Annotated in this window: 12 protein-coding genes; 9 read left to right on the top strand and 3 right to left on the bottom strand. The window is 35.8% G+C overall.

What is annotated here, in order from left to right:
• Positions 1 to 166 precede the first annotated feature (166 nt).
• The 6 genes from rhaB to rhaM all read left to right on the top strand — a co-directional run bounded on the left by rhaB (position 167) and on the right by rhaM (position 6,339).
• Complete coding sequence (rhaB, locus tag J3U24_RS01865; RefSeq protein ID WP_267330205.1) at positions 167 to 1,567, top strand: rhamnulokinase; 1,401 nt, start codon at positions 167 to 169, stop codon at positions 1,565 to 1,567.
• 40 nt (positions 1,568 to 1,607) lie between these two features.
• Positions 1,608 to 2,861 carry an L-rhamnose isomerase gene (locus tag J3U24_RS01860; RefSeq protein WP_065734588.1) on the top strand — a complete coding sequence of 418 codons (1,254 nt, stop codon included), beginning with the start codon at positions 1,608 to 1,610 and terminating at the stop codon, positions 2,859 to 2,861.
• Positions 2,862 to 2,871: 10 nt separating this feature from the next.
• Positions 2,872 to 3,696 (top strand): rhamnulose-1-phosphate aldolase, encoded by an 825-nt coding sequence (rhaD, locus tag J3U24_RS01855; RefSeq protein ID WP_065562550.1) that lies wholly within the window; start codon positions 2,872 to 2,874, stop codon positions 3,694 to 3,696.
• A gap of 53 nt (positions 3,697 to 3,749) precedes the next feature.
• Positions 3,750 to 4,784, top strand: coding sequence for an L-rhamnose/proton symporter RhaT (rhaT, locus tag J3U24_RS01850; protein ID WP_065562549.1), 1,035 nt, complete (start codon positions 3,750 to 3,752; stop codon positions 4,782 to 4,784).
• 12 nt (positions 4,785 to 4,796) lie between these two features.
• Positions 4,797 to 5,951: a lactaldehyde reductase gene (gene fucO, locus J3U24_RS01845; protein ID WP_065562548.1), complete on the top strand. Its 1,155-nt coding sequence runs from the start codon at positions 4,797 to 4,799 to the stop codon at positions 5,949 to 5,951.
• Positions 5,952 to 6,024: 73 nt separating this feature from the next.
• Entirely contained in the window at positions 6,025 to 6,339 is a 315-nt protein-coding gene (rhaM, locus tag J3U24_RS01840) for an L-rhamnose mutarotase (RefSeq protein ID WP_065562547.1), read from the top strand.
• A gap of 63 nt (positions 6,340 to 6,402) precedes the next feature.
• On the opposite strand, the gene J3U24_RS01835 is transcribed toward rhaM, so the two are convergent.
• Positions 6,403 to 7,251, bottom strand: coding sequence for a helix-turn-helix domain-containing protein (locus tag J3U24_RS01835; protein WP_065562546.1), 849 nt, complete (start codon positions 7,249 to 7,251; stop codon positions 6,403 to 6,405).
• A 29-nt stretch (positions 7,252 to 7,280) separates the two neighbouring features.
• Positions 7,281 to 8,099 (bottom strand): HTH-type transcriptional activator RhaS, encoded by an 819-nt coding sequence (rhaS, locus tag J3U24_RS01830; RefSeq protein ID WP_081303373.1) that lies wholly within the window; start codon positions 8,097 to 8,099, stop codon positions 7,281 to 7,283.
• A 289-nt stretch (positions 8,100 to 8,388) separates the two neighbouring features.
• Between rhaS and J3U24_RS01825 the strand changes: the two genes are divergently transcribed.
• Positions 8,389 to 9,189 carry a DUF1266 domain-containing protein gene (locus J3U24_RS01825; RefSeq protein WP_267342831.1) on the top strand — a complete coding sequence of 267 codons (801 nt, stop codon included), beginning with the start codon at positions 8,389 to 8,391 and terminating at the stop codon, positions 9,187 to 9,189.
• Between the two features lie 77 nt (positions 9,190 to 9,266).
• Here the strand turns inward: J3U24_RS01825 and J3U24_RS01820 are convergent, their stop codons facing one another.
• Positions 9,267 to 10,073: a helix-turn-helix domain-containing protein gene (locus J3U24_RS01820; protein WP_065734585.1), complete on the bottom strand. Its 807-nt coding sequence runs from the start codon at positions 10,071 to 10,073 to the stop codon at positions 9,267 to 9,269.
• Positions 10,074 to 10,322: 249 nt separating this feature from the next.
• Here J3U24_RS01820 and J3U24_RS01815 point away from each other — a divergent pair, with 249 nt between their 5' ends.
• Both J3U24_RS01815 and J3U24_RS01810 read left to right on the top strand, forming a co-directional pair.
• Complete coding sequence (locus J3U24_RS01815) at positions 10,323 to 11,891, top strand: hypothetical protein (RefSeq protein ID WP_267337510.1); 1,569 nt, start codon at positions 10,323 to 10,325, stop codon at positions 11,889 to 11,891.
• Positions 11,892 to 11,916: 25 nt separating this feature from the next.
• A complete protein-coding gene (locus J3U24_RS01810) occupies positions 11,917 to 13,272 on the top strand; it encodes an MFS transporter (protein ID WP_267330208.1) in 1,356 nt (451 codons plus the stop codon).
• Positions 13,273 to 13,293 lie beyond the last annotated feature (21 nt).

The following is a 13,293-nucleotide window of genomic DNA, read 5'->3' as shown; positions in this document are numbered from 1 at the left end:
TTTATTCTGAAAGTATAAATAGCACAACTTAATTCATATTTTGTGGCAAAGATCACAAGCATTTTAAAAATTTTGCCAAACTTCACTAACAATGGCAGTCAATTAAAAGTGTCTATCAAAATAGTTCTCTAGACTATCCCCATTAGCAAAATTGAGGGTAGTTATAATGGCAGATAGATATATTGCTGCAATTGATTTAGGTGCATCTAGTGGCCGAGTTATGTTGTCGAGTTATCAATCTCAAAAAATCACATTAACAGAAATCCACCGATTCAGTAATGGATATAAAAGTGATGGTAAAAATTTTTGTTGGGATTTGAACTATTTAGAACAAGAAATCTTAAATGGATTAAACAAAATTATTCAACAAGGAATCAAACTCGATAGTATTGGTATAGATACATGGGGCGTTGATTATGTATTGCTTGACAAGCAAGGCCAAATCGTCGGACCGACATACTCTTATCGTGATCATCGTACTGACAATATCATGTCAAAGGTACAAGATGAAATTGGAACAGAAAATATTTATCAAAAAACCGGAATTCAATTCTTAACCTTCAATACACTCTATCAACTCAAAGCTATGATGCTTGAATCACCATCGTGGCTGTCGCAAATATCTGATTTTGTGATGATTCCTGATTATCTGATTTATCGATTGACCGGTGTTTTAAATCGTGAATATACCAATGCCACAACAACCCAACTTGTTAATGTTACAACTCAAACTTGGGACAAAGATCTACTTGATTATCTAGGCATACCACGTAAATGGTTTGGTGATATTTGTATGCCCGGAAACCAAGTTGGATATTGGCAAAGTACCAAGGGCGATCGTATTCCAGTAATTGCAATTGCAAGCCATGATACTGCCAGTGCTGTTATAGCTGCGCCATTAATGGACCAACATAGTGCTTATTTATGTTCAGGTACTTGGTCACTTATGGGATTGGAATCTAAACAACCTTTCACAGGAAAAGAAGCGTTAAAAGCGAATATTACCAATGAAGGTGGTGTTGATGGTAATTATCGAGTGTTAAAAAACATCATGGGATTATGGTTATTCCAACGCGTTTGTTCTGAACACGAAGTCAAAGATATCAATCAATTAATCACATTGGCAAAACAAGAGCAACCTTTTGCTTTTCTCATTAATCCTAATGATCCAAGGTTTCTAAATCCTGATGATATGACAGAAACCATCAAACAGGTATGTTTAGAAAACATTGGTCAGGCTCCTAAAAATCTCCCTCAATTGGTGAGATGTATTTTTGACAGCCTAGCACATCTATATCGAGATGTATTAAACGAATTATCGATGCTAAGTGGTAAACCAATTAACACATTACATATTGTCGGTGGTGGTTGCCAAAATGCTTTTTTAAACCAGTTATGTGCTGACTTATGCAATGTCAATGTTACCGCAGGTCCTATTGAATCATCAGCCTTAGGCAATGTGGGTTACCAGTTAATTTCATTAGGTGAAATTGCTGATGTTAACGCATTAAGACAACTCATTTCACAGAATTTTGACACTAAATATTATCAACCCAAAAGTAATTAACCAATTATAGAAAAATTTTATATTTATTAAGGAGTATTTCATGAGCGCAATTGAAAATGCCTATCAGATCGCTAAAGCAAGATTTGCTGAAATCGGTGTGGATACAGATGCTGCTATAGCAGCAATGGCAAAATTACCGATTTCTGTACATTGCTGGCAAGGCGATGATGTTGCTGGTTTTGAAAAGCAAGAAGGTGAATTAACTGGTGGTATACAAGCGACAGGTAATTATCCGGGTAAAGCTCGTAATGCAGATGAATTAAGATCAGATTTAGATAAAGCCTTTAGCCTTATACCAGGACCAAAACGATTAAATCTACATGCTTCTTATTTAGAATCAGATCAAAAAGTCGATCGTAATGAAGTCAAACCAGAACACTTTGCCAATTGGGTCAAATGGGCTAAAAAACATCAGATTGGTCTAGATTTCAATCCAACATATTTTTCACACCCTTTGAGTAACGAAGGCACTCTTACTCATGTTAATCCAGAAATTCGTCAATTCTGGATAGATCACGGAAAAGCTTGTCGTAAGGTATCAGAATATTTTGGTAAAGAATTAGGTACACCATCAGTCATGAATATCTGGCTACCAGATGGAATGAAAGACATTACTGTCGATAAATTTGCACCAAGACAACACTTAGTTGAATCATTGGATGAAATTATTCGAGAAAAGATTGATCAAAAATATCACATTGATGCAGTCGAAAGTAAATTGTTCGGTATTGGTCTTGAATCTTATACTGCTGGATCAAATGAATTCTATCTCGCTTATGCTACATCACGTAAAACTGCACTATGTTTAGATGCTGGACATTTCCATCCAACTGAAGTCATTTCAGACAAAATTTCTGCCGTAATGCCTTTTGTTGAACATCTTTTACTACATGTTAGCCGTCCAGTGCGTTGGGATAGTGATCACGTAGTGCTCTTTGATGATGAAACTCAAAATATCGCGAGCGAAATCATTCGAAACAAACTATTTGACCGAGTACATATTGGTTTAGATTTCTTTGATGCCTCTATAAACCGTATTGCCGCTTGGGTAATTGGCACTCGCAACATGAAAAAATGCTTGTTAAAAGCACTATTAGAACCTACCGAACAATTAAAAAAATATGAACACGATCGTGACTTTACTTCACGACTAGCATTACTCGAAGAACAAAAATCATTACCTTGGCAAGCAGTTTGGGATCAGTACTGTTTATTGAATGACGTACCAGTTGGTAGCCGATGGTTAGATGAAGTTCGTCAATATGAAACAACAGTTTTAACTAAACGATCATAAGGAAAACAAAATGCAACAGATTCTTTCTTCTTGGTTTGTAAAAGGGATGATCAAAGCCACTTACGATATGTGGTTAAAAGGATGGGATGAGCGTAATGGTGGTAATGTTAGCTTAAGATTACTTGAAAGTGATGTGGTCTCTTTTCAAAGTGACTTTTATAAAAATCCCCGTCACGTATCGTTAACACAAGATGTGACTAAACTTGCTAACCAGTACTTTATTGTCACAGGATCAGGTAAGTTTTTTCGCAATGTCATTTTAGATCCTGCTGATACGTTAGCCATTGTCAAAATTGATGAACAAGGCAAGGGTTATTACATCATGTGGGGATTAATAAATGGTGGATTACCGACTTCTGAACTCGCTGCCCATCTGCAATCACATATTGTAAGAATCGAACAAAGCCAAGGAAAAGACCGCGTGATCATGCACTGTCATGCGACCAATTTAATTGCATTAACTTATGTCCTAGAACTTGATACTGCGGTAATAACGCGATTGTTGTGGGAAATGAGTACCGAATGTTTAGTTGTATTTCCAGATGGTGTTGGTGTCGTTCCTTGGATGGTTCCAGGTAAAGACGAAATTGGTTATGCCACTGCAAAACAGATGGCAAAACATAGTTTAGTGTTATGGGCTTTCCATGGTGTATTTGGAACAGGACCAACGTTAGATGAAGCTTTCGGCTTGATTGATACAGCTGAAAAATCAGCAGAAGTTCTTGTAAAAGTCCTATCAATGGGAGGAAAACGTCAAACCATATCCACGGAAGAGTTCAGATTATTAGCTGAGCGTTTTGATGTGAACCCAATGGAAGAAGCATTAAAACAGTAAAAGCTACTAATAAAAAATATCAAATTATATTTCAAAAATATAAGGATAAATATATGGGGAGTTCAATTATTTTAGGCATATTTTGGCACTTTGTTGGTGCCGCTTCTGCCGCGTGTTTTTACGCACCACTTAAAAAAGTAAAAAATTGGTCATGGGAAACCATGTGGTCTATAGCCGGACTATTTTCATGGATCATATTGCCATGGTCAATTAGTTACTTCTTATTGCCTGACTTTTGGTCTTATTACGGATCGTTTAGTTCAGATATATTAATTCCAGTTTTCTTATTTGGCGCCATGTGGGGAGTAGGTAACATTGGTTACGGACTAACAATGCGTTATTTAGGCATGTCGATGGGTATAGGTATTGCGATTGGCATAACCTTAATCGTTGGTACGCTAATGACGCCAATACTACAAGGTAAATTTGGTGAATTATTGGCTTCAACTGGCGGAAAAATGACATTATTAGGTGTCGTTGTTGCTGTTATTGGTGTCGCTATCGTAACTTATGCTGGTTTATTGAAAGAAAAAACACTTGGAGTACAAGTTGAAGATTTTAATTTAAAGAAAGGACTTCTTCTTGCCATCATGTGTGGTATCTTCTCTGCTGGTATGTCATTTGCCATGAGTGCAGCAGTACCAATGCACGAAAAAGCTGCCGAACTTGGCGTAGACCATCTATACGTAGCTCTCCCAAGCTATGTCATTATTATGGGTGGTGGTGCAATTATTAATCTAGGTTTCTGTATTAGTCGACTCTGCGCTAAAAAAGAACTTTCATTTAAAAAAGATATCTCAGTTGCCAAATCCCTACTTATTAGCAACATACTATTTGCCATTTTAGGTGGCGCAATGTGGTATTTCCAATTCTTCTTCTATGCTTGGGGGCATGCAAATATTCCAACTGAATATGGTTTCATGAGTTGGATGTTACATATGAGTTTCTATGTACTTTGTGGTGGTATTGTTGGATTAGCACTAAAAGAGTGGTTTGGTACTGGCAAAAAACCAGTACGAATACTTTGTATTGGCTGCTTAGTTATCATTGTTGCAGCGAACATTGTTGGTTTAGGCATGACGAATTAAAAGGAAAACATTATGGCTTATAGAATGATTCTAAATGAAACATCTTACTTTGGCGCTGGTTCAATCAGCCACATCGTAGATGAAGTAAAAAAACGGGGTTTTAAAAAAGCATTAGTGGTTACTGACAAAGATTTAATTAAATTCAAAGTAGCAACTAAAGTAACAAAACTATTAGATGACAATGGCTTTGCTTATCAAATATTTGATGAAGTCATGCCAAATCCAACTATTGGTATTGTTCAAAAAGGGGTTGAAGTCTTCAAACAATCGGGTGCCGACTACCTAATTGCAATTGGTGGTGGCTCACCACAAGATACCGCAAAAGCGATCGGTATTATTATCAACAATCCAGAATTTTCTGATGTTCGTAGTCTTGAAGGGGTAGCGCCAACGAAAAAACCAGCAGTACCCACAATCGCTATTCCTACAACAGCAGGTACAGCAGCTGAAGTGACCATTAACTACGTCATTACCGATGAAGAGAAAAAACGTAAATTTGTCTGCGTTGACCCTCACGATATTCCCGTTGTCGCAATCATAGATTCCGATATGATGACAAGTATGCCAGCGAGTTTAAAAGCAGCAACAGGTGTTGATGCCTTAACTCACGCCATTGAAGGTTATATAACCAAAGGCGCTTGGGAACTATCAGACATGTTCCATCTTAAAGCAATAGAAGTCATATCTCGTTCATTACGTGACTCAGTAAAAGGGATTGCAAAAGGTTCTCAAGACATGGCATTAGGCCAATATATTGCTGGCATGGGCTTTTCAAATGTGGGATTAGGTTTAGTTCACGGAATGGCTCACCCACTTGGAGCATTTTATGGAACGCCTCACGGTGTAGCTAATGCGGTACTTTTACCTCATATCATGGCTTACAATGCCGAATTTACTGGTGAAAAATATCGTGATATTGCTAAAGCGATGGGAGTGGCTAAAACAGAACAAATGACGATCGAACAAGCAAGAAAAGCTGCTGTCGATGCTGTTAAACAACTTAACGTAGATGTTGGTATCCCTCCTACATTAAAAGATATTGGCGTAAAACTTGAGGATATCCCTGCGTTAGCTCAAGCTGCTTTTGATGATGTTTGTACCGGAGGCAATCCGCGTGACACTAACGTAAAAGAAATTGAGCAACTATATCATTCTATTTACCAATAAAAAATTGAATGTACACGTGATAATGAAATAGGTTAAATGCAAATTTAACCTAATTCATTAAAAAGGAGCTATTATGATAAGAAAAGCAAGCATAATGCAGGTCCATCCTGACAAACATGCTGAATATAAAAAACGGCATGACGAAATTTTTCCTGAGCTGGTAAAAGAACTAAAAGCCCATGGCGCTCACAATTACTCAATATTTTTAGACAGCAAAAGAAATCTACTTTTTGCTTATGTTGAAATCGAATCAGAAGAGCGATGGGATGCAGTAGCTAAAACAGCAGCTTGTCAAAAATGGTGGGCGTTTATGAAAGATATCATGCCAAGCAACCCAGACAACAGCCCAATTAGTGAATCATTAGCAGAAGTCTTTTATTTAGAATAAAACATTACTCTCTTTTAAAGCCTAAAAGAGAGTAAATTGAATATATATTTAATCTACCTTCACCTAGCACTTCTTATCATTAAATTTAGCCCGGTACTCTGAAGGCGTTTGATTGGTTTGCTTTTTAAACACTGAGGAAAAATAGTTACTATCATCGTAACCACACTCAGCAGCAATCATACTAATCGAATAATTAGTATTACGAAGTAAAGACATGGCATCACATAATCGCCTTTTTTGTAAATAACCACTAATGGTCATCCCTGTTTGGCTTTTAAATAAACGACTAAGTGAACGGCTTGCAATATGATTTTCCTTGCAAAAAACATCAACATTAAATGGTGTTGCAATACTGTTATGGAGCGCGGTAAACAATAAATCCAACTGATGAGTAGCAGTCGGCTCCGTTACCTTTGGTGCTTGTTTTATCCGGTCTAACAAAATAACTAATTGCAGAAAAAGTGCCTCAGATAAATGTACGGAGGCTAAATTATTTTTCTTTGATTCGATAGCTAATTTTTCGATAAGTGGAGATAAAAGTTTAAGGTATGAAGGTTGAATTCGCCAAGAACGCTCATTATGTTTGGCTGTCACTTTAGGTAAATAAGACTCGATAGTCGATAATAAAAAAAGTGACTCTCTCAAATATAAAATATTATCCAATTTGAGATCATTAACTGACTCATAACCATGCACATCTTTGGGATTAATATATAAAATATCACCACTGGTAATTGGATAAATATAATCATTCCAATAATGCAAACCATTACCTGAACAAACAATCACAATTTCATAAAAATCGTGATCATGTAAAGGAAAAGGGTGTTGATGATCACGTTTTTCGACAGTAACAGTATTCATCTTTGAAATAAAATAATCTTGTTTATATAAACGCAAACATCTTTCCATAAACTGTTCCTGACTTACTAGTAAAACAACTAATGATACCCTTTATCTGGGTTATTACGTAATGCTTGTGGCGAAAACGTAAATTCTTGTTTAAAACAGGTAGAAAAATAAGCACTATCATTAAAACCACATTCTTGCGCAATGGTTGTAATAGATTTATTGCTATAAATTAACTGAGTATAAGCATTAGCTAACCGCAACTTTATTAAATATTTTTGAGGCGTGATGCCAATCTCATTTTTCATCTTCCTATGAAAAGAGCGCAATGACAATGAAAATTGTGCCGTTAACTGTTCCCAATCAATTTGCTCCTTAAAATTGATCTGTAACCAACGCAACAACTGCTTAACGCGATTATCAGATGATCCAGAACCTTCATTGACATAAAAATTCTTATTAAAAATAAGTAGTAATTGTAAAAATAAACTTTCCTGTACAGCACTTGATTGATTTTGCGTCAATTGCTTAATAATCGATTGAATATTTTCATCAGATTTTTTATCAAAAAAGTAATGAGAATGAATCGGATCAGGATTTGGAATTAACTGATTTATCCCATTAATAAAATGAAAATTCTCAGGATCTCTAAATAAAATATTGGTCAAATGTAGATTATTAACGTTCTCATACAAATGGCAGTCTGAAGCCTTAATATAAAACATCATACCTGGATATAAATCAAATAGTCGCCCATTTAAAATATGTTTTCCATACCCACTTGTCACAATAACGATTTCATTAAAATTATGCGTGTGTTCAGGGTAGACGGGTTGAGGCGCCCGAGGCTCAACGGTGATATTTTGATCGCTAGACGAAAAAAAATCTTTATCAAGTAACATCTCAATCATTTTGAACCTCACTCCTTATAAAAACCTACAACCACATTCTAAAAAGTAAATCGAAATCTCACCTTTAAAATTTGGACAGCTAATATAATATTTTGGCAATAAATTATAGCTATACAGGAATTTTTATTAAAAATGTGCGAAGCTTCACATTTTTTCAAACTACTTTGTTTAAAAAATGAGTGATATAAACAGCTTAATTTTTTTTAAATTTTCATCTTGTTGGAAGTTATTATTTGTGATATTTTTTGCGCACTTAAATTGATTTATGTCAAAAAATGAAGATACTCATATGGAAATCTTAATTGTAATTTTGATTCTTTTAGCGTCACTACTTGTACGATACAATAGAGTGATTACGATTCTCATTAAAACTTTAAAACACAAACCTTTTCCCCAAAATTCTCAAAAAACTGAACAACTGACAGTTGACCAGCAAAATGCATTATCAGCTGGACTTATTATTTCAGAGCAACATATGTTTTGTTGGGATAGCTTAGAAAGCGATGCCCGAAACTCTGGTAAAAAAGAACAGCGATATCGCTTAAGTACAGCTTGGGATGTAACTTCTCCACAAAGTGCTACTGAATGTTTATCCTCTTTTGGATCAGTTCACAAACTCATCGATGTCGCGATTGAAATTTATCTAAACGTTTCTAAAGAGCAGTGGCAAAGTTGTATTGATGACCAAGTTCCAGAAGATTACCGTGATATTATTACAATCTATTGCTCAAGATTAGATCAAGTATCTTCAATGTTAATTGAAAACAAAGTCGCTGAAGACCAAGACGAATTGCGTCAAATTCTACTACGAGGTTCAATTGCATGGGATTTAGGACGCCTAGTTTATATTGCCAGAGCAAGCTATATAGCGGGCTATATTAGCAAAGATCAAGCATGGCAATCGATTAACTCAGTTTTACCAACGGTTAAAGAAAATTTTGTCAATTGGAAAGAATTTGGTCAAAGTTATATGCTAGGTCGTGCTGTGTATCAGCCTGATGATGCATCGCTTCCTGGTCTATTTGATATCTACACTCAAAGCACCACTTCCGAAGAGAGCCCATGGCTCAAATATCCGTTAAATAATTAATTTAATGCTTGTGACAGTGTAAACTGTCACAAGTACTTAAATACTTAATCGTCATTTAAAACCAACCATATTAAAATTTAGTTAAATTTTCGCTCTTCAGATGGCGTGATACCAAACGTTTTTTTATACAGTGTAGTAAAATGAGTACTATTAACAAAACCACAAAGTAATGATATTTCGGTAATAGTCATATCACTTTCTCTAATCTTTAATCTTGCTGACATTAACCGTAATCGTCTGATGTAATTTTCAGGAGTTAGGCCGGTTGCTTGTTTAATATGCCTAAACATGGTACGTGTTGTTAAATGAAATGTTTGCGCTATATTGTTCCAATCATATTCATCAAAGCAATTTTCTTGAAGATGGTTAAGCAAAAGATGGAGTTTATAGCGGGTATTATTTTGTTGTGACTGACGTTGATATTGCTTAATGATAACAAGCAATTTAAAAAACAGATACTCACGATGCTCAATTGAATTATTTAAATTAAATAACTGATCAATAACAGAATTACACTCTTTACGAATATTAGGCGCTAACCAAATATAAGAACTTAAATCACTAGCGGAGATAGGCCTTAATAGCTCCTCCATATTCTTCAAAAAAGTAAAATTCTGATTGGGATTAATCAGGATATTAGTTAGCTTTAGCGTTCCGAGATCATCATAAAAATGGTAATCATGCCCTCTAACTAAAAAAACATCACCTTGTTGAATAAATAACGGCTTACCATTAATAACATGTAAACCATGACCGTGCTCAACAATCACTAACTCGTCGAACTCATGATTATGCTCGCAACCGTTGTCCTCAGGGTCACTCTTATAAAGGGCTAATTTATCTGATTTATGATTAAAATAAGTGTCAATTTTTAAAGTATACATATTGATTATATCCTTACAACGGTAACTTATTATCAAGGTATCCCGTTAAATAAAAGACAATTTTTATCCGTCATATAAATACAATAAAGTAATTAAACATGAGATAAAAAATAATATTCTTAAAAATGTGAACTTGCTCGGTATAAGCTTTTTAATATTGCCATTTATAAACGCAATCTGGCAGTATCTTAGTGGCTAGCTTTTGTTTTGCATAGCTATACTCCTAAATGTTTTCTATAGGAGAAGAATATGGCACAAGCAATTCAAAAAAATATTGATGCAGTTATGGTAAAAGATAATGCATTTATTCTGAAAGCAAAGCAATTACAACCAAAGATTTATCAAAAAAAGATCTCACCCCAAAAGATTATTTCGCTCATCAATGATCCAAGTGCTATTCATCATTGGTCATCAAAAATAGTGAGTGATGCAAATGATTATCTCAATCAGAGTTTTCATTCAGGTGATAGTTTTATAATTGATTTTGGTCAACACAATGTTGGTTACCTCTCTTTCTTGTGCGAATCTACTGGTAGCCCTCCTGATGCGCCTGCGCATATAAAATTAACATTTGGTGAAACACTGTGTGAAATTGCTGAACCATTCAGTCAATATCAAGGTTGGCTTAGCAAAAGCTGGTTACAACAGCATGATGAATACATTGATATTTTACCCGCTAAAATCAACTTATCTCGACGCTACTGTTTTCGATACTTAAAAATAGATATTGTCTCACTATCGCCTAAATACCAAATTTTATTTAAAGATATAACTTTTAACACAGTCAGTTCAGCACCAGAACACTGTCTTAGCTATCAATCATCAGATCCGCTATTAGCGAAGATAGATCAAGTCTCCATTCACACGCTTCGAAATTGTATGCAAGACGTATTCGAGGATGGACCGAAAAGAGATAGAAGACTGTGGTTAGGCGATTTACGCTTACAAGCCCTAGTGAACAACGTCACTTTTCAACAGCACGATTTAGTCCGCAGATGCTTATACCTCTTTGCTAGCCATCGTCGGGAAGATGGTCTGGTTTCCTCTAATGTCTTTGTTAAACCTGACATTATTGCTGACGATACTTTTTTATTTGATTACTCACTTCTTTTTGTCGATGTCCTTTACGACTACTTTAATCAAACTAATGATCGACAAACGGTTAAAGAGCTATGGCCGATCGCGTTACAGCAAATTGAAATAAATCTAAAACGTTGTGACGCGCAAGGATTAGTTCAAGATAGTGATGATTGGTGGTCATTTATTGATTGGCACGAAAAACTCAATAAACAAGGCGCTTCTCAAGGTGTTTTAATTTACTGTTTAGACAAAGCATGTCGACTTTCCCAACATTTTCAACCTGAAATAACTCAGGCGCTTAACCAAAAATTAGATTTGGTTAAAAGAGCAGCACAAACATTATGGGACGAGCAAGCCGGTTTTTACACCAGCGGCGAACAAAAACAAATTAGTTTCGCCACACAAATTTGGATGGTTTTAGCTGATGTAGGCGATTTAGCTCATCAACAAAAATTATTAACGCAATTAATAACAACTCCACCAGAAATCGGCATGAACACGCCTTACTTACGACATCACTACATCTTAGCCTTGTTCAAAACAGGCATGAAACAACAAGCCATTGATGAGATTAAAGCATATTGGGGAAAAATGGTCGAATTTGGGGCAGACACATTTTGGGAATTGTTTGATCCAAACGACCCTAATTATTCACCGTATGGTAGCAAAATCATCAATAGCTACTGTCATGCTTGGAGTTGCACACCGGCTTGGTTTATTCGACAAAATAAACTTTAACTAAAAATTTATAAGGAATAAAAAAATGGTCAATTCATTATTTTCTCTTTGGCGGCAACGCATAGGTTATGGGATTGCTGACTTATCTTGTAATTTAGTATGGCAATTAATCTCATTATATCTTATGTATTTTTATACGGACGTAATGGCACTACCCGCTTATTATGTTGGTCTAATGTTTTTAGTTACCCGGCTGGTTGATGGTGTTGCTGATGTCTTAATGGGCTTAGTTATCGATAATACATCCACACGTTGGGGACGTTGTCGTCCATGGCTATTAATCGGCGCAATACCGTTTGGCATATTGTGTATTTTAGTTTTCTATGTGCCTGATTTTGGAACGACAGGTAAACTAATCTATGCCTTTATCACCTATCTTTGCCTCTCTTTTATCTATACCTTGGTCAACATACCATTTAGTGCAATGTTGCCATTTTTAACTGCGGATTCATTAGAAAGAACAACCTTATCTTCAGTAAGAATTTTATTAGGTTCCTTAGGTTCAACGATTGTTGCAGTGGCAACATTACCGCTAGTTGCGACATTGGGAAATGGTGATCAAACACATGGCTTTTTATATACCGCTATTGTTTTTGGGATTATTGCGACTTTCTTTCTGATAGTCAGTTTTAAAAATGTTGAGGAAAAAATCACTATACAACAAGAGCGAATGACCTTAACTAGAGCATGGAAAGGTTTAAAAGACAACAACCCATGGAAAATCTTTGCAACTAACATCTTTCTTATGTGGGGCGCATTCTTTTTACAAACTGGCTCCTTAGTCTATTTCTTCAACTATTACGTACAAAGCGAAAACCTTACCGCAATAATTGCGGGAATATCAACTTTCGTCCCCTTAATTGGCACACTTACCGTACCATTCTTAGCCAATCAGATGAAAAAACGACATGTCTATCTATTTTCAAGCGCTATCAACTTAATTGGTATGGGAATAATGATGTTATCGGGCGTGAATCATCTTGGTCTTATCATCGGCGCGGTTATCTTATCACTCGGTGCTGGGCAACGCCTTGCTATCTATTTTTCAATGCAGGCTGACCCGGTTGATTATGGTGTATGGAAAACCGGTATTAATACTGCTGGAATTTTGACATCAATCAATGGATTCTTTGGCAAAGTGGCGATGGCTGGTGCTGGTGCTATTACCGGTTTTTTACTCTCATCTGGTGGATATGTTGCCAATGCAGTTCAAGTACCAAGTGCGCTTTTTGCAATCAAACTCTGTTACTTATATTTACCTGCCATTTTAATTATTGCCTCGATGATTTGGATAGCTAAGTTCTACAAACTTGATGACAGTTATACTTCAATTCGAGCTGAATTAGATGCCAGAAATCTTAATGATGAACAAAAAGTTTAATCAATTTACATTAAAAGGAAA

The organism is Gilliamella sp. B2785 (assembly GCF_026537005.1).
Classification (GTDB): Bacteria; Pseudomonadota; Gammaproteobacteria; order Enterobacterales; family Orbaceae; genus Gilliamella; species Gilliamella apicola_E.
The sequence above is the reverse complement of the archived record's forward strand: the minus strand, read 5'-3'. Positions and strand labels throughout refer to the sequence as shown.

What these genes read in the sequence shown, in the direction of transcription:
- J3U24_RS01820 (WP_065734585.1), bottom strand. Translation starts at nt 10,073, where the DNA reads ATGTATACTTTAAAAATTGACACTTATTTTAATCATAAATCAGATAAA.
- J3U24_RS01860 (WP_065734588.1), top strand. Translation starts at nt 1,608, where the DNA reads ATGAGCGCAATTGAAAATGCCTATCAGATCGCTAAAGCAAGATTTGCT.
- J3U24_RS01825 (WP_267342831.1), top strand. Translation starts at nt 8,389, where the DNA reads ATGGAAATCTTAATTGTAATTTTGATTCTTTTAGCGTCACTACTTGTA.
- J3U24_RS01815 (WP_267337510.1), top strand. Translation starts at nt 10,323, where the DNA reads ATGGCACAAGCAATTCAAAAAAATATTGATGCAGTTATGGTAAAAGAT.
- rhaT (WP_065562549.1), top strand. Translation starts at nt 3,750, where the DNA reads ATGGGGAGTTCAATTATTTTAGGCATATTTTGGCACTTTGTTGGTGCC.
- J3U24_RS01835 (WP_065562546.1), bottom strand. Translation starts at nt 7,251, where the DNA reads ATGGAAAGATGTTTGCGTTTATATAAACAAGATTATTTTATTTCAAAG.
- fucO (WP_065562548.1), top strand. Translation starts at nt 4,797, where the DNA reads ATGGCTTATAGAATGATTCTAAATGAAACATCTTACTTTGGCGCTGGT.
- J3U24_RS01810 (WP_267330208.1), top strand. Translation starts at nt 11,917, where the DNA reads ATGGTCAATTCATTATTTTCTCTTTGGCGGCAACGCATAGGTTATGGG.
- rhaD (WP_065562550.1), top strand. Translation starts at nt 2,872, where the DNA reads ATGCAACAGATTCTTTCTTCTTGGTTTGTAAAAGGGATGATCAAAGCC.
- rhaM (WP_065562547.1), top strand. Translation starts at nt 6,025, where the DNA reads ATGATAAGAAAAGCAAGCATAATGCAGGTCCATCCTGACAAACATGCT.
- rhaB (WP_267330205.1), top strand. Translation starts at nt 167, where the DNA reads ATGGCAGATAGATATATTGCTGCAATTGATTTAGGTGCATCTAGTGGC.
- rhaS (WP_081303373.1), bottom strand. Translation starts at nt 8,099, where the DNA reads ATGATTGAGATGTTACTTGATAAAGATTTTTTTTCGTCTAGCGATCAA.